The organism is Pseudorhodoplanes sp., assembly GCF_050250235.1.
Lineage (GTDB): Bacteria > Pseudomonadota > Alphaproteobacteria > Rhizobiales > Xanthobacteraceae > Pseudorhodoplanes.
Genome location: NZ_JBFWPA010000015.1, coordinates 19,022 through 34,083 on the forward strand (window position 1 = coordinate 19,022; position 15,062 = coordinate 34,083).

Genomic DNA, 15,062 nt, shown 5'->3' on the forward strand with positions numbered 1-15,062 from the left:
CTGCCCTCAGGCCGAGAGCGACTTCCACACCAGCATTGCCGCGGCGAGGTCCTCGATCGCCGTGCCAACCGATTTGAACAGCGTGATCTGGCTCGCGGAGGTACGACCCTTCACCTTCCCCCGGCAGAGATCGAACAGATCTCCCTTGATCGCCTTCGCGTCGATGATCTTCTTCTTCAGCGGAACCACGATGTCGCCCGCCTCCTTGGCGGCACCAGCGCGGGTATCGACGAAGATGCGCGCACGCTTCACCGCCTGGTCATCGGCCTCTCGCATCTTTGGCGTGAACCCGCCGACCAGATCGAGATGCGCACCCTTTTTCAGCCAGGCCCCCCGGATCAGGGGTTGCGCCGCGAGCGTCGCGCAGGAAATGATGTCGGCCTCGCGGACCGCTTCTTCCGCCGTCTCCGCAATATCAACTTCGATGCCGGCAACCGCGATGCCGAAGCCGAGCGACACCGCGCGTGCGCGTGTGCGGTTCCACAGCGTCACCCGCCTGATCGGCCGTACGCTGAGATGCGCGCGGATGAGATGGGGCGCCAGCGCACCGGCGCCCACCATCGCAAGATGCGCGGCGTCCTCGCGCGCGAGATAGCGCGCGGCGAGAGCCGAGGCGCAGGCCGTGCGCCAGGCCGTGAGCGCACGTCCCTCCATCATCGCAAGCGGCTCGCCGGTCTCGCCCGACAGAAGAAGATATTGCCCATAGACCGACGGCCGCTGGATTTTCGCGTTGTCGGGAAAGACGGTGACGATCTTGCACCCGATATACCGCTCGCCGTCCTCCTTCCAGGCCGGCATCACGAGAAGCGTGGCATCGGCGCCTTCGGTGTCGATGGTGTGGTGGTGCCGCACCGGGACGGCGAAATCGGCCCGGAATGCCTCGTCCAGCGCATCGATCAACGCCCGATAGGTCAGGACGCTCTGAATATCATCCGCGGAAACGATACGCATGACGCCCGCCTAACCATGCGCTGGCGGACGATAGGCGAGCCGCGCCGTCGCTTCCGGTGCCGGCGGATCAAACCCTGCTTCGAGCTTCGCGTTGAGGGTTTCGATCTCGCGCCGCAAGGCCGCGACATCTGCGTCATGTCTTCGTGCGACCCGCCGATAGCCGGACTGCCGCAGCCAGGCTGCGACGCCGCCAATGATCACGCCAAGGATCACCAGCACGAAGATCAGAACAAACAGCGGCACACTGATCGAGGCCGCAGGGGCGCTCGCGTTGAAGGGATCGAACGACACCGTCACGATTTCACGGTTCGCGACCGCGAACATGACGATCACGATCGCGAGCGGCACCAAAATCAACCAGAATACGAGTTTGCGGAGCATTTGACCTTGTCCGAATTGACGATGGTCGTTCCGGGGCGCGCGACGAACGCGCGAACCCGGAATCCAGATGCGAGCGAGACTGTAACCGGATTCCGGGCTCACGACCTTCGGTCACGACCCGGAATGACCAATAGCTCAGACCGCGTCGTCGCGGTTCAAACGCTCGCGCATTTCCTTGCCGGTCTTGAAGAATGGGACCGACTTCTCCTCGACCGAGACATGCTCGCCGGTGCGCGGGTTGCGGCCGGTGCGTGCGGGGCGATGCTTGACCGAAAACGCCCCGAAACCGCGCAACTCCACACGGTCGCCGCGCGCCAGCGCCGCCGTGATCTCGTTCAGGATGGCGTTGACGATATTCTCGACGTCCCGCTGGTACAGATGCGGGTTCTGTGCCGCGATCTTCGTAACCAAATCCGACTTGATCATCCACGCCGCCCGGTATGCGCGTCGGTGTTCCCGGCCGCGCCAGGCTGGCCCCGTCCGCCGCTCAATTGACCGGCGAAGGGTGCCAAAGCGCCAGCAGACCGTCAAGATTAAGCCGCTCCACCGCCGCAAAGGCGCCCGACTGTTCCAGACTGCGCGCAAACCCGTCGAGACCCACCGCATGGAGCATCGAGACGGCGGTCAGATGCAGGAACGAGAAGTCCGACAGCCGCGAACGCAGACTGTAGTTGCGGACAGGGGTCTTCGGGTCGATTCCCTTTTCCTTGGCGAGCCAGGCTATTGCGGTCTGCTCGTTGCCGAGCTGATCGATCAGCTTCAGATCCAGCGCCTGGCGGCCGGTGAAGACGCGTCCGTCCGCGACCTTGGCGAGCGGCTCGCCCTCCAGGTTGCGGCGCTTGGAGACGAGTTCCTTGAACCAGTCGTAGGAGTCCATGACAATCGAGGCCAGTGCCGCGCGCGCTTCCGGAGAAGTCGGCTCGAAACCGTTGGGGGCAGCCTTGAGCGGCGAGGATTTGACGTCCTCGACCTTGACGCCGACGGTCTTCAGCAGATCCGTGAAATTCGGAAACTGGATCAGCACGCCGATCGAACCCACGAGCGAGGCGCTCTGCGCAATGATGTGATCGGAGGCCAGGGCCGCGATATAGCCGCCGGAGGCGCACAATCCGTCAACCACGACCACCATTGGCTTCTTGGCCTTCAGGCGCAGCAGCGAGTCATAAAGCTGCTCGGAACCCGCCGTGGTGCCACCCGGGCTGTCGATGTGAACGATCACGGCCTTGGCACTGGAATTGGCCAGCCGTTCGAGCGCCTGAACGCGCTCCTGATTGCCCCTGATCAGCCCGGAAATGGTGACACGCGCGATCTGGCCGGAGGCAACGCCGGTCAGCGAGCCTTGCCGCGACACCGCGGCGACGGTCCCGATGGCGGCGAGGACGACAAGAACCGTCAGCACCCGCCAGAAAGTCAGTTTCCGCCGCAGCCGGCGGCGATCCACGATCTGGTCCGCGTCAAGCGGCCGAGAATCGAGCGACATGGCTTCGCTCCCATTTGATTCGAAAGAGGGTCAATTCTATTGCGCAGGCGCGCATTTGACCCGGGCAATCATTCACATTTCGCAAATCGCTGCGGCGAAATGATGAACCCCGCGGAAACATCCGCGGGGTTCGTTTGAGTCAGGCGTTGCTCGATCCGTCGCCGCCTAGTCGGCTTTTTCCTTGTCGCCGGCGCGCTTCAGCGCCGTGCCGAGAATGTCGCCCAGCGTCGCACCCGAATCGGACGAGCCATAGGCCGCGATGGCCTCCTTCTCTTCCTGCATCTCGAGCGCCTTGATCGACACCTGGACCTTGCGGGCCTTCCGGTCGAACTGGGTCACGCGAGCGTCGACCTTCTGGCCGACCTGGAACCGCTCCGTACGCTGGTCGCCGCGATCGCGGGCGAGATCGGCGCGTCGAATGAAGGTTTCCAGGTCGGTGCCGGCGATCTTCACATCGAGGCCGCCTTCCTTCACGTCGGTGACCTCGCAGGTCACGACATCGCCCTTCTTCAGGTCACCGGCCGCCCCCTCTTCCATCGGGTCGGTGGCGAGTTGCTTGATGCCGAGCGAGATGCGCTCCTTCTCGACGTCCACATCGAGAACGGTCGCCTTCACGATGTCGCCCTTCTTGTAGTCGTCGATCACCTGCTCGCCCGCACGCTTCCAGTCGAGGTCGGACAGGTGAACCATGCCGTCCACGTCGCCATCGAGACCGAGGAACAGCCCGAACTCGGTCTTGTTCTTGACTTCGCCTTCGACGATCGATCCGGGCGGATGCTTCTCGACGAAAACCTCCCACGGATTGCGCATGGTCTGCTTGAGGCCGAGCGAAATCCGGCGCTTGACCGGATCAACTTCCAGAATCTGCACCTCGACCTCCTGTGAGGTCGAGACGATCTTGCCCGGATGCACGTTCTTCTTGGTCCAGGACATCTCCGACACGTGGATCAGGCCTTCGATGCCCGGTTCCAGTTCCACGAATGCGCCGTAATCGGTGATGTTGGTGACGCGGCCGGTGAAGCGGCCGTTGAGCGGATACTTGGCCTCGATGCCCTGCCAGGGATCGTCGAGCAGCTGCTTCATGCCAAGCGAGATGCGGTGGGTCTCGTGATTGATCTTGATGATCTTCACCTTCACCGACTGTCCGATATTGAGCACCTCGGTCGGGTGATTGACGCGACGCCACGCGATGTCGGTGACGTGCAGCAGGCCGTCGATGCCGCCCAGATCGACGAAGGCGCCGTAATCGGTGATGTTCTTCACCACGCCGTCGATGACCTGACCCTCTTCGAGGTTCTGCACCAGTTCCTGGCGCTGCTCCGCGCGGGTCTCTTCCAGCACGGTGCGGCGGGAGACGACGATGTTGCCGCGGCGGCGATCCATCTTCAGGATCTGGAATTGCTGCGGTACGTTCATCAGCGGGGTCACGTCGCGGATCGGACGGATGTCGACCTGCGAGCGCGGCAGGAAGGCAACGGCACCATCCAGATCGACGGTGAAGCCGCCCTTGACCTGATTGAAGATGATGCCCTGAACCTTTTCCTGGTTCTTGAACGCGGTCTCGAGCTTGCCCCAGCTCTCTTCGCGACGCGCCTTGTCGCGCGACAGGACCGCCTCACCGAGCGCGTTCTCCACACGCTCCAGGTAAACCTCGACCTCGTCGCCGATCTTGATCTCGTTGCCGCGGCCGGGTCCGGTGAATTCGCGAAGCTGGACGCGGCCTTCGGTCTTCAGTCCGACGTCGATGATGGCGACGTCCTTTTCGATCCCTACGACAATTCCCTTGATAACCGATCCTTCATGCAGGTTTCCCTGGGTGAAGGACTCTTCAAGCATCGCGGCGAAATCCTCGCGCGATGGTGTGGCGGTGGCAGTCTGGGCCATGAAATCTCCTGCTGGCGAGCGCCGATTGGAATAACGATGTTCCGGACGCACGGGCCAGAGGTCCCGCAAGACCAATGGCACCGCCACGGAGAGGCGGGCCGGCGCGTTGAGCCGTTCGACCGGAACGATGATTGCTTGTCCAAAAGGACGTGTCCAAGGCCTCCGGACGAGGCGGCGGAGCGGGCGTTCCTCCAACGACGAAGGGCGGTTAGGCCGGCCTTCGGCCCGCTCGGACGGCCTCGACAATGTCGATGGCGGCCCGGACCGCGCTGGATATATCCAAATGCGTCGTATCCAGCAAGACCGCATCCTCCGCCTGCCGGAGAGGAGCCACCGCGCGGTTCCGGTCGCGATCGTCGCGCGCTTCGATGTCGGCCAGAACGGCAGCCTCGTCGACGGTCCCGCCCCTGCCGCGGAGTTCGAGAATGCGGCGTCGCACACGCTCCTGCGGCGTTGCGGTAACGAAAATCTTGACCTCGGCGTCCGGCGCGATGACGGTTCCGATATCCCGTCCGTCGATCACCACGCCCGGTTTGGACCGCGCAAATTCATGTTGCAGCGCGATTAGCGCAGAGCGCACCTCCGGGATGGCGGCCACGATCGAGGCGGCCTGAGCGACCTCATCCGACTTCAGCTCCTCCTCGGGAAACCGTGCAGGGTCATAGGATCGCGCCGCCGCAATGGCGGTGGCGCGCTCACCGAGCGTGCCCGCCTGCAGCACCGTGAACCCAACGCCGCGGTATAGAAGTCCGCTGTCGAGATGACGGTAGCCGTAATGCTGAGCCAGACGCCTGGCGATGGTGCCCTTGCCGGATGCGGCCGGGCCGTCGATGGCAATGATCACGAGAAGTCCGCTCCCAGCCCGCGCATCCGTTCAACGAACCCCGGGAAACTCGTCGCGATGAAAGCGGCATCGTCGACGGCAACGGACTTGTTGCTGGCCAGGCCCATGACCAACGCCGACATGGCCAGCCGGTGGTCCATATGGGTGACGACGACACCGCCGCCGGGCACCGTCCCCTTGCCATGAACGATCAGGTCATCATCCTCGATCTCGACCGCAACACCGTTGACGCGCAGCATGTCGGCGGTCGCTGCAAGGCGATCGGATTCCTTCACCCGCAATTCGGCGAGACCCCGCATGCGCGTCGTTCCCTGCGCGAAGGATGCCAGCACGGCGAGGATCGGATATTCGTCGATCATCGAAGGCGCGCGCGGCGCCGGCACATCGACACCGCGCAAGTCCGACGCTCTGACGCGCAGATCGGCTACCTGCTCTCCCCCGTCATTCTTCGTCGACAGCGTCTCGATGTCGGCACCCATCTCCCGCAAGGTGAGAAACAGGCCGGTACGCAACGGGTTCATCATCACGCCTTCGAGCACGATTTCCGAGCCGGGCACGATCAGCGCGGCGGCCAGCGGAAATGCAGCGGACGACGGATCGGCCGGTACCTGCAGCGGCGCAGGAGAAAGCTCCGGTCGCCCGATCAGGGTAATGCGCCGGCCGTGCCCTCCCAGAGCCTCGACGCGAACCTCGGCACCGAAATGGGTCAGCATCCTCTCGGTGTGATCGCGCGTCGCTTCCTTCTCGATCACGATCGTTTCACCCGGCGCCGCGAGCCCGGCCAGCAGTACGGCGGACTTCAATTGAGCGGAAGCAACCGGAGGCGCGTATTCGATCGGGATCGGATCGCGCGCGCCCTGCAAGGTGAGCGGCAGCCGGCCTCCGTCCGCCATTTCGAGCGCTTGCGCGCCGATGCGGGTCAGCGGATCCAGCACGCGCTTCATCGGACGCTTGCGCAGCGACGCATCGCCGTCGAACAAGGCTGTCACCGGACAACCCGCGACCGCGCCCATGACGAGACGGCAGCCGGTGCCGGAATTGCCGAAATCGAGCGGACCGTCTGGCTGGGCGAACCCCGCGACGCCCACGCCCCGCACCGACCAGGCGCCCTCGCCCGTGCGCTCCACGGTCGCACCGAGCGCCCGCATCACCTTGGCGGTGTTGATCACGTCCTCGCCTTCCAGGAGCCCAGCGATCCGGGTCTCGCCCACGGTCATCGCCGACAGGATCAGCGCCCGATGCGAGATCGACTTGTCGCCCGGCACGCGCAGACGCCCCGTCATTGCGGGGGAGCGGCGCGCGGTCAGCGGCATGGCGGGCGACGAATGGCTCACAGCGGTCGATCCGATAGTCAAGGAGGGGGTCGTCCTAGCATGCGGGTGTTTCCCGCGTCATCCGACCCCCGGCGCAATAGCCGCGAAAACGCATACAATCGGTATTGACAGCGGTCGCCCGAGCCGCCAATTCAGCCGCTCATTCGCAAAGCCTCTTCAGGGAACCCCCAGACCGTGGCAAAGCCAGAGCTCGGTACCAAGCGCGTCTGTCCGGTGACCGGCCGCAAATTCTATGACTTGAACAAGAATCCGGTGATCTCGCCCTATACCGGGGAGGTTGTGCCGATCGCGCCGGTTGCGGCCTCACGCAGCCGTCCCGACACCAAGGTCACCGAAACCGCCGAACCCGAGGTCGAGACGGCGGAAGCGGGTGCCGAGTTCGTATCGCTGGAGGATGCGGACGCCGAGGCCCAGGGCAAGAAGGCGGAGCTGCCGGACGCCGTCGACGACGACATCGAAGTCGAGGACGATCCGGGCGACGACGATTCCACCTTCATCGAAGAAGATGAAGAGGGCGACGATGACGTGACCGACATCATCGGCGACGGCATCGAGAAGGACGAGGAGACTTGATCCTCCGCACCATGTAGGATATCCGCCCGCATCCCGCGCGGGCGGACGAAGGTCACGGGGCCATAGCTCAGCTGGGAGAGCGCTTGCATGGCATGCAAGAGGTCGGCGGTTCGATCCCGCCTGGCTCCACCAACCTCGGCGGTCATCCACGAGGCCATCGAGGTCCGACCGACCGGCCATTTGGCGAAGATGCGCTGGGTGATGCGGTACGGCGCGGCAAACAGGTACTGAGCCAGTTCGAGAGGGCGAGCCGGTAGAGCGGCGCGCCTGTTCGGGTTCCATCCGCAGCTTGCGCGGGTCAAATTCCTGCCCATATATCGTTCAGCATCCCGGCGGGTTCGCCGGGCGGCTATTCAGGGGGTGCCTCTTTGGGCCCCGTGTCAAAGTCGCTGGAAAGGACTTTGAGATGTCCCGAATGCCTTCGTTGTCCAGCCCGTTCCTTCTGGGTTTCGACGAGATCGAGCGCGTGCTCGACCGTGTCACCAAGGCGGCGGACGGATATCCCCCCTACAATATCGAGCGTATTGCGCGCGACGACCGCAACCCCGAGCGTCTGCGCATCACGCTTGCCGTGGCCGGCTTCACGCTCGACCAGCTCGAGGTCAGCGTAGAAGAAAGTCAGCTCGTCATCCGAGGTCGCCAGACCGACGACAAGACGCGGCAGTTCATCCATCGCGGCATCGCCGCCCGCCAATTCCAGCGCACCTTCGTGCTGGCCGACGGGATGGAGGTGCTTCGCGCGGATCTCAAGAACGGCCTGTTGTCGATCGATCTTGCGCGACCGGAACCGGCGCGCGTTGTGCGGACCATCTCGATTACACCGCACGAGTAACTATATCCGGTATGTGACCCGGATATGCGACGATCGGCGAACGGAACCGATGGACCATAGGGGCAGTTGAACTGACGAAGGAGTAGCGGACATGACCAACGAACATATCGAAAAGCCGATCATGTCGCCTCAGGCTTTCGCCGTCCTGGGCGGGGGCAAGATCGCGTATGTGAAGCCGATCAAATCCGAGAACGTGCATGAGCTTTATCCGCAGGCGCCGGAAATGCAGCCGGGCATGCAGCTCTTCGCACTCCACGCCGCTGACGGAACGCCGATCCTGGTGACGGATACGCGCGAAGCCGCCGTCGCGAATGCTTGGAACAACGAACTGGAGGCCGTGAGCGTCCACTGACGCTGTCGGGCTGCACCAGGCCGATACGGGCCACGGCCGGCGCCACCGGTCGTGGCCTTGCTGTTTTGGCTCCCGCTCCCGTCCGGAAGCGCTGCTAATCGCCGGAGGGCGGGCCGATCGGGCAATTCCGCGACAGGCACCGCAAGCATGAACGCGAAGCCAGTCCATCGATGGGCATCACTGCGATGTGAGACTCGCAGTCGAACCGCGGTTCCCGGCCGGGCGTCCCAGTAACAAAGGGAGCCTTGTCATGTCCGCGTCCGCCAGCCGCACGATCGCCGCCGCTTCGATGTCCGCCCGCGACCTTGCGACGCTCGCCTGGCGCAACCTCGCCTATGTGCGCGTGGCACGCTCGGAGGACGTTGGTTTCTTCTGCCCGGAAGCGCCATTGCTGGCGCCGGGTCGCGATGTGTTCGTGCTGTACGCCGCCGACGGGACGCCGATCCTTGTCACCGACTCACGGGAAGCGGCGGTCGCCAATGCCGAGCGCGAAGAACTCGAAGCGGTCAGCGTGCATTGACCGGCAGAGAGCAGCCCCGCCGGATGGGAATCAAGCCGCCTGCGATGGAGTCATCGTCAGTACGGCATAGAGCGCATCGGCGTCGCGCGACTCTCGCAGTTTGTTGGCGGTATCCGAATCGCGCAGAAGACGTGCAACCCGCGCCAGCGCCTTCAGGTGATCGGCACCGGCCCCTTCCGGCGCAAGCAGCAGGAAAATCAGGTCCACCGGCTGGCCATCGAGCGATTCGAAATCGATCGGCCGGTCGAGGCGCGCGAACAGCCCGAACAGCCGCTCGAGCTTCGGCAACTTGCCGTGCGGAATCGCAATGCCATGACCGATTCCGGTGGAACCGAGCTTCTCGCGCTGCAACAGCGTTTCGAAAATCGTGCGCTCGCTGAGCCCACTGAGCTCGGCTGCACGCGCCGCGATTTCCTGAATCGCCTGCTTCTTGCCGTTGACCTTGAGTGCCGGGATTACGGCATTCAGTGCCACGATATCGTTAAGCGCCATTGGAAACGGTCCGCGAATCCGCCGGTGAATGAGACGAGTTGAAGTTGTCGGGGCTGAAGAGCGCCGGACCATAAGGATGGCCCACCGCCCCGTCAATGGCTAACGACGGCCATCTGGAATACTGCATGCATCACGGCTCCGGCCCCAAAAGACGAGGTTTTTCAGTGCGCTGCTGGATGCCGGCAGGCCGGGCTAGCGTCCGATCGAGGCACTTTGCTTCTCGCGGCGCCGCTGCACCGAAGAAGCGATGCGCATGCCCTCGCGATACTTTGCGACGGTACGGCGCGCGATATCGATGCCTGCATCGCGCAGCTTATCGACGATCGTGTCATCGGACAGGATATCATTGGGCGTCTCCGCATCGATCAGATGCTTGATACGATGGCGCACGGCTTCGGCCGAGTGCGCCTCGCCGCCATTGGCTGCCGCGATAGCCGAGGTGAAAAAGTATTTCAGCTCGAACATGCCGCGCGCGGTGGCCATATATTTGTTGGCGGTAACCCGCGATACGGTGGATTCGTGCATCGAGATCGCGTCCGCGATGGTCTTGAGATTGAGCGGGCGCAGGTGCTGGACGCCGTGCAGGAAGAAGGCATCCTGCTGCTTCACGATCTCGGCCGACACTTTCAGGATGGTGCGCGCGCGCTGATCGAGCGCGCGGATAAGCCAGGTCGCCGATTGCAGCTTCTCGGCGAGATAGGCCTTGTCGGTCGGATTGGCCGCATTCTTCCAGACGCGCGCGTGATAGGTCTGGTTCAGAAGGATTTTCGGCAGGGTGTCGGAATTCAGCTCGACATGGAAAGAACCATCGGGCGCCGCGCGCACGAATACATCCGGGACGATCGGTTGCACCGTCGTCGATCCGAAGGCTAGGCCCGGTTTCGGATTGAGCCGCTTGATCTCGGCGACCATGTCGACGAGATCCTCGTCGCCGACGCCGCACAGCTTGCGCAAGGTCGCAAAATCCCGCTTCGCCAGCAGATCGAGACGCGACAGCAGCGCCTCCATTGCGGGATCGTAGCGGTTGCACTCCTTCAGCTGGATCGCAAGGCACTCGGTCAGATTGCGGGCACAGACCCCGGAAGGATCGAAGCCCTGCAGCGTCGCGAGCACGGCCTCGACCTCGGCCAACCCGCAACCAAGCTTGTCGGCAATCACCTGCAGATCGCCCGACAGGTAACCCGCTTCATCGACGAGATCGATCAGATGCTGTCCGATCATCCGCCTGACCGGATCACTGATCGAGAGCGAAAGCTGTTCGGCGAGATGGTCGGCAAGCGTACGCTCGGCCGAGACAAAGGCCTCGAGATTGTAATCGCTGTCCTCGCGGCCGCCCGACCCGACGCTCGCCCATTCGGCATGCGCCGCCGTTGCGTCGTCCGCGCGCGCAGAACTCGCGGCAGTTCCGCCGTCCTCGGGAAACACGTTGTCGAGGCGGGTACCGAGGTCATCCTCGATCGTGTTCCGGCTGGTAGCGAGATCCTCACCCAGCCATTCCTTCACCCCTTCGCCGTCTGCGAAGGAGCTGCCCGCTTCCACGGCTTCCCCAAGAAGCGGAGGCGATTCGTCGTCGTTCACCCGTTCGAGCAGCGGATTTTTTTCGAGTTCCTCCTCGACATAGGCCATCAGATCGAGATTGGAGAGCTGCAGCAGCTTGATGGCCTGCATCAGCTGCGGCGTCATCACGAGCGCCTGGCTCTGGCGGAATTCGAGGCGGGTGGTCAATGCCATGGCGGATTCCTAGCCCACCGGCACGATTTATGCATGTGGAAATTAGGCGCACTCCGTTTGTATGGCGAAGTACCGTTCATAAGGCCATTCGAACGGAACATGCCCTAAAATTGGGCACAGCGACCCAGGATCGCTCGTTTAGAGGCGGAACTCCTCGCCCAAATACAGGCGCCGCACGTCCGGGTTATTCACAATATCTTCGGCGCGCCCCTCCATCAGGACCTCGCCCGAATAGATGATATAGGCGCGGTCGGTGAGGCCGAGCGTCTCGCGGACGTTGTGGTCGGTGATCAGCACGCCGATTCCGCGATAGGTCAGGTGCCGGACCAGGGCCTGAATGTCGCCGACCGCGATCGGGTCGATGCCCGCAAACGGTTCGTCGAGCAGCATGTAGCTCGGCCGGCTTGCGAGAGCGCGCGCAATTTCAACGCGCCGCCGCTCGCCGCCGGACAGCGCAATCGAGGGCGACTTGCGCAGGCGCCCGATATTGAACTCCTCAAGCAACGCGTCCAGGTCGCGCGCGCGGCGTTTTGCATCCGGTTCGACGACTTCGAGCACCGAGCGGATATTCTCTTCCACATTGAGACCGCGAAAGATCGAGGCTTCCTGCGGCAGATAACCGATGCCGAGGCGGGCGCGCTGGTACATCGGGAGCGGAGTCACATCGTTTCCGTCAAGCTCGATCTTGCCCTTGTCCGCTTTGATCAGGCCCGTGATCATGTAGAAAATCGTCGTCTTGCCGGCGCCGTTGGGACCGAGCAGGCCGACCGCCTCGCCTCTCCGCACGAACAGGCTCGCGCCCCGCACCACCTTGCGCGCGCCGAAACTTTTCTCGACGCTATGCGCGGCGAGATAGCCATGCGGGACCTGTGCAGGATTTTGCGCCGGCCCCTGCCGCCGCGGTCGCGGTGGCACAAATCGCGGCTCGGCGGCCCGTGGCGGCGCTTCGGTTTGTGCCGCGGCGGAGGCATGTCTTGCCTCGCGTCCCGGCGCTGCACGACGTGAAGGCGAAGACCTTAAGGTTTCGGGATGCAGCGGGTGCTGCCAGAGCGGATTCTGACGCCCCGGATCGCTGACCAGAAATTCGTCGCGGAGCGGCTCGATCTTGAGAGCGTCCGGGAGGGGCGGCTGCAGGACAGGCGGCGGCGCCAGGGCACCGCGTCTTGGGGGGGACTTTGAGCCTGCGGCGGGCTTTGTGCCGGGAGCGGGCTTCGCGTCTGCGCTCTTGCCGACAAGACCGCCGATCTTTTCCAGTTCGACCCGCCAGGTGCCGGTCGATTTGCGCTTTCGCGGCTTCCCGGGCCGCCGGCGGCGGAATATCGACAGGAAATCGAACACCAAGGTCCCTTCAGGCTGAACGGCCGCCCGTTACCGACATAGTCCGACGGAATCGCGGTTGCAACGGAGCAAAGGGACGCCGGTCAGTTGGTCACGGCCTGCGGCGGGGGCGGCAGGGCCGTCGGTTTGTTCCTGACGGCGGGCTTCTGGCCGTCCTTTGACCCACCGAGCAGTCCGACTCCCGGCTTGTCGTCCTTGCCCCCGGTCGCGAACAGGCCCTGCACGCGCCCGCCCTCGACCTTCGCAAAGTTCGTGGTCAGGTCGACCACAAGGCGCTCACCCTTGAGGACGTTGGCGCCCTGCGTGATGACCACGCCGCCCGACAGGGTCACCGTGTTGGTCTTCATCTCAAAAATGCCGGTCGCACCGGTCGCGGTCTGGTCTTTCGAGGTTACGATCACGCCGCCGCGGGCTTCCAGCCTGCGGATGCTCTGCCGCCCGCCGGGACCCGGCTGCGCGGCCTTCATGCTGCCCTTGGCGGCTCCCTTGGCGCCCGCTTTTGGATCGTCCTGGTCGTAGAATACGCGCAGTTCCTTGCACTTCATCACCGTATCGCCCTGCGTGACGACCACGTTGCCGATGAAGACGGCCATCTTGTCCTTGTCGCGCACTTCGAGCGCGGCTGCCTCGATCTGGACCGGCTCATCCTTGTTCTTGGAGAAGCCCTGCAGCGCGTTCGGCACGCCGGTTTCCTGCGGCTTGGGCTTGGGCTGCGACTGTGCCGACACGATCCCCGCGACGAGGACCGCGATGGCGAAAGCGGCCAGCCGGCCGGCTGAAACGCTGCGCGCCATCATTGCGCGTTCGCCTGATTGGCGGTTTGTGACTGCACCCCGCGATTGACCGCTTCCGGAGTCAGCATCATCACGACGCCGCCTTCGAACCGTATCACGGCGCCGGTCTCCGTCACTTCCATGCGATTGGCGTCGAGCGTGCCCTGCGGCATTTTCATCTGCACCGGCTTTTCCGAAACGATACGACCCTTCTTCACCTCGACCTGCGCTTCGGTCAAACGGCCCTGATAGCCGGCGGTCGATATGATGAGGATTTCCTGGTTCAGCTTCAGCAGATCCGCCTTCGTGTCGTACACGCCTTCGACAGCGCTGAGCGTGACCCTGCTCTTGTCCACCATGTCGATGCGGCCGTTGATCTCCTTCATCTCGACGATGGTCGGATTTCTGGTGTCCTGCGACGCGGACGTGGCGGTCACCTCGTATTCGCGTTTGTCCCTGGTGAAGCCGGCAAGCCGGGGCGCCTCCATGGTGATCTTCGATCCCGATATCACGAGCGTACCGAACTCGGTCGGCACCCGGAGCCAGCGCGCTGGATTGAGATAATTCGCAAGCACCAGCCCGCCGAGCGACAGCAGGAGAACCGCCGGGACCGCGATGCGCAGAATCCGTACACGGCGGCTATGACGGCGCGCGCCGGTAATGACCGCCTTCGGCCGTCCCGCGGTCGGTTGGCCTGGCTGGCCCCAGTCCTCCGGTCCGGCAAGCATGCGGTTCATGGGAGCGTCGTCCTGCCCGGATTCGATGGTCACCCGAAGGCCATTCTAGCCCGGGGCCGCAGGAAAATCGCCCGCGAATATGGCCCAGGCACGGCGGCCGGCTCAGGAATGGGAGAAAATGTCCTCCTCCGCCCATCCCAGCAGGTCGAGCCTCGCCCGGTGCGGCAAGAACCGGAAACAGGCCTCGGCCAGTTCGGTCCGGCCCTCCCGCGCAAGCATGGCGTCAAGCTTGTCCTTCACCGCATGGAGGTGCAGGACATCGGAGGCCGCATAGGCGATCTGGGGCTCGGTCAGCACCTCGGCACCCCAATCCGAGGATTGCTGCTGCTTCGACAGGTCGACGCCGAGAAGCTCGCGCACCAGATCCTTGAGTCCGTGCCGGTCGGTATAGGTTCGGGTCAGCCGCGATGCGATCTTGGTGCAATAGAGCGGCGTGGGCCACACCCGAAAAGCATTGGACAGAGCGGCGACGTCGAAGCGCGCGTAGTGAAAGATCTTGAGAACAGCCGGATCGGCGAGAAGCTGCTTCAGATTCGGCGCATCGGCACCTCCTGCCGGGATCTGCACCACGTCCGCCGAGCCGTCCCCCGGAGAAAGTTGCACAACACAGAGTCGGTCCCGATGCGGATTGAGGCCGAGCGTCTCGGTGTCGATGGCAACGGATTGCGTGTAGCGCGACAGGTCGGGCAAATCTCCGCGGTGGAGCCGGATGGTCATTCAGTTCTCGCCATGAGTTCTTGGCCGATTACTAGGGTGAACCGCAGAGCCGTGCAAGAATGTCGCGGGAAGCACCTGCGACCTCCGGGCGCAGGCGGTCCGATGCAACTGACGGATGGAACG

At 63.9% G+C, this 15,062-nt stretch carries 17 protein-coding genes and 1 tRNA gene; 5 read left to right on the top strand and 13 right to left on the bottom strand.

What is annotated here, in order from left to right; genetic code table 11:
- Nucleotides 1-6: 6 nt before the first annotated feature.
- The 7 genes from AB7F49_RS09390 to aroA form a co-directional block, all read right to left on the bottom strand.
- The gene (locus AB7F49_RS09390) at nt 7-951 is read right to left on the bottom strand and encodes an ornithine cyclodeaminase family protein (RefSeq protein ID WP_428521602.1); all 945 of its coding nucleotides are present in this window, start codon (nt 949-951) and stop codon (nt 7-9) included.
- A 9-nt stretch (nt 952-960) separates the two neighbouring features.
- Nucleotides 961-1,332 (bottom strand): LapA family protein, encoded by a 372-nt coding sequence (locus AB7F49_RS09395; protein ID WP_428521604.1) that lies wholly within the window; start codon nt 1,330-1,332, stop codon nt 961-963.
- A gap of 135 nt (nt 1,333-1,467) precedes the next feature.
- Entirely contained in the window at nt 1,468-1,758 is a 291-nt protein-coding gene (locus tag AB7F49_RS09400; protein WP_428521606.1) for an integration host factor subunit beta, read from the bottom strand.
- 61 nt (nt 1,759-1,819) lie between these two features.
- A complete protein-coding gene (gene sppA, locus AB7F49_RS09405; RefSeq protein ID WP_428521608.1) occupies nt 1,820-2,812 on the bottom strand; it encodes a signal peptide peptidase SppA in 993 nt (330 codons plus the stop codon).
- Nucleotides 2,813-2,977: 165 nt separating this feature from the next.
- Nucleotides 2,978-4,696 carry a 30S ribosomal protein S1 gene (gene rpsA, locus AB7F49_RS09410; RefSeq protein ID WP_428521610.1) on the bottom strand — a complete coding sequence of 573 codons (1,719 nt, stop codon included), beginning with the start codon at nt 4,694-4,696 and terminating at the stop codon, nt 2,978-2,980.
- A gap of 208 nt (nt 4,697-4,904) precedes the next feature.
- A complete protein-coding gene (locus AB7F49_RS09415) occupies nt 4,905-5,540 on the bottom strand; it encodes a (d)CMP kinase (protein WP_428521612.1) in 636 nt (211 codons plus the stop codon).
- On the bottom strand, nt 5,537-6,853 hold the full coding sequence (gene aroA / locus AB7F49_RS09420) for a 3-phosphoshikimate 1-carboxyvinyltransferase (RefSeq protein ID WP_428521734.1): 1,317 nt from the start codon (nt 6,851-6,853) through the stop codon (nt 5,537-5,539). The genes AB7F49_RS09415 and aroA overlap by 4 nt, the downstream gene beginning before the upstream one ends.
- A 195-nt stretch (nt 6,854-7,048) precedes the next feature.
- Between aroA and AB7F49_RS09425 the strand changes: the two genes are divergently transcribed.
- The 5 genes from AB7F49_RS09425 (at nt 7,049) to AB7F49_RS09445 (ending at nt 9,151) form a co-directional block, all read left to right on the top strand.
- A complete protein-coding gene (locus AB7F49_RS09425; RefSeq protein ID WP_428521614.1) occupies nt 7,049-7,447 on the top strand; it encodes a TIGR02300 family protein in 399 nt (132 codons plus the stop codon).
- 56 nt (nt 7,448-7,503) lie between these two features.
- Nucleotides 7,504-7,579: transfer RNA gene (locus AB7F49_RS09430), tRNA-Ala, on the top strand.
- Nucleotides 7,580-7,853: 274 nt separating this feature from the next.
- A complete protein-coding gene (locus AB7F49_RS09435) occupies nt 7,854-8,279 on the top strand; it encodes an Hsp20 family protein (protein WP_428521616.1) in 426 nt (141 codons plus the stop codon).
- 91 nt (nt 8,280-8,370) lie between these two features.
- Nucleotides 8,371-8,631 (top strand): DUF1150 family protein, encoded by a 261-nt coding sequence (locus AB7F49_RS09440; protein ID WP_428521617.1) that lies wholly within the window; start codon nt 8,371-8,373, stop codon nt 8,629-8,631.
- Between the two features lie 250 nt (nt 8,632-8,881).
- On the top strand, nt 8,882-9,151 hold the full coding sequence (locus tag AB7F49_RS09445) for a DUF1150 family protein (protein WP_428521619.1): 270 nt from the start codon (nt 8,882-8,884) through the stop codon (nt 9,149-9,151).
- 30 nt (nt 9,152-9,181) lie between these two features.
- Here the strand turns inward: AB7F49_RS09445 and ptsN are convergent, their stop codons facing one another.
- From ptsN to AB7F49_RS09475, 6 genes are all read right to left on the bottom strand, one after another.
- Nucleotides 9,182-9,643, bottom strand: a complete 462-nt coding sequence (gene ptsN, locus AB7F49_RS09450; RefSeq protein ID WP_428521621.1) for a PTS IIA-like nitrogen regulatory protein PtsN — start codon at nt 9,641-9,643, stop codon at nt 9,182-9,184.
- 192 nt (nt 9,644-9,835) lie between these two features.
- Nucleotides 9,836-11,374: an RNA polymerase factor sigma-54 gene (rpoN, locus tag AB7F49_RS09455; RefSeq protein ID WP_428521622.1), complete on the bottom strand. Its 1,539-nt coding sequence runs from the start codon at nt 11,372-11,374 to the stop codon at nt 9,836-9,838.
- Between the two features lie 138 nt (nt 11,375-11,512).
- On the bottom strand, nt 11,513-12,712 hold the full coding sequence (lptB, locus tag AB7F49_RS09460) for an LPS export ABC transporter ATP-binding protein (RefSeq protein ID WP_428521624.1): 1,200 nt from the start codon (nt 12,710-12,712) through the stop codon (nt 11,513-11,515).
- Nucleotides 12,713-12,795: 83 nt separating this feature from the next.
- On the bottom strand, nt 12,796-13,509 hold the full coding sequence (locus tag AB7F49_RS09465; RefSeq protein ID WP_428521626.1) for an LptA/OstA family protein: 714 nt from the start codon (nt 13,507-13,509) through the stop codon (nt 12,796-12,798).
- A complete protein-coding gene (gene lptC, locus AB7F49_RS09470) occupies nt 13,506-14,222 on the bottom strand; it encodes an LPS export ABC transporter periplasmic protein LptC (protein ID WP_428521628.1) in 717 nt (238 codons plus the stop codon). Before lptC ends, AB7F49_RS09465 begins: the two co-directional genes overlap by 4 nt.
- 102 nt (nt 14,223-14,324) lie before the next feature.
- On the bottom strand, nt 14,325-14,939 hold the full coding sequence (locus AB7F49_RS09475; RefSeq protein WP_428521630.1) for a ribonuclease D: 615 nt from the start codon (nt 14,937-14,939) through the stop codon (nt 14,325-14,327).
- Nucleotides 14,940-15,062: the final 123 nt, after the last annotated feature.

Excerpts from the sequence above, each read along its gene's own strand:
- AB7F49_RS09390 (WP_428521602.1), bottom strand. The coding sequence starts at position 951 with ATGCGTATCGTTTCCGCGGATGATATTCAGAGCGTCCTGACCTATCGG.
- AB7F49_RS09395 (WP_428521604.1), bottom strand. The coding sequence starts at position 1,332 with ATGCTCCGCAAACTCGTATTCTGGTTGATTTTGGTGCCGCTCGCGATC.
- AB7F49_RS09400 (WP_428521606.1), bottom strand. The coding sequence starts at position 1,758 with ATGATCAAGTCGGATTTGGTTACGAAGATCGCGGCACAGAACCCGCAT.
- sppA (WP_428521608.1), bottom strand. The coding sequence starts at position 2,812 with ATGTCGCTCGATTCTCGGCCGCTTGACGCGGACCAGATCGTGGATCGC.
- rpsA (WP_428521610.1), bottom strand. The coding sequence starts at position 4,696 with ATGGCCCAGACTGCCACCGCCACACCATCGCGCGAGGATTTCGCCGCG.
- aroA (WP_428521734.1), bottom strand. The coding sequence starts at position 6,853 with ATGCCGCTGACCGCGCGCCGCTCCCCCGCAATGACGGGGCGTCTGCGC.
- AB7F49_RS09435 (WP_428521616.1), top strand. The coding sequence starts at position 7,854 with ATGTCCCGAATGCCTTCGTTGTCCAGCCCGTTCCTTCTGGGTTTCGAC.
- AB7F49_RS09440 (WP_428521617.1), top strand. The coding sequence starts at position 8,371 with ATGACCAACGAACATATCGAAAAGCCGATCATGTCGCCTCAGGCTTTC.
- AB7F49_RS09445 (WP_428521619.1), top strand. The coding sequence starts at position 8,882 with ATGTCCGCGTCCGCCAGCCGCACGATCGCCGCCGCTTCGATGTCCGCC.
- ptsN (WP_428521621.1), bottom strand. The coding sequence starts at position 9,643 with ATGGCGCTTAACGATATCGTGGCACTGAATGCCGTAATCCCGGCACTC.
- rpoN (WP_428521622.1), bottom strand. The coding sequence starts at position 11,374 with ATGGCATTGACCACCCGCCTCGAATTCCGCCAGAGCCAGGCGCTCGTG.
- AB7F49_RS09465 (WP_428521626.1), bottom strand. The coding sequence starts at position 13,509 with ATGATGGCGCGCAGCGTTTCAGCCGGCCGGCTGGCCGCTTTCGCCATC.
- lptC (WP_428521628.1), bottom strand. The coding sequence starts at position 14,222 with ATGAACCGCATGCTTGCCGGACCGGAGGACTGGGGCCAGCCAGGCCAA.
- AB7F49_RS09475 (WP_428521630.1), bottom strand. The coding sequence starts at position 14,939 with ATGACCATCCGGCTCCACCGCGGAGATTTGCCCGACCTGTCGCGCTAC.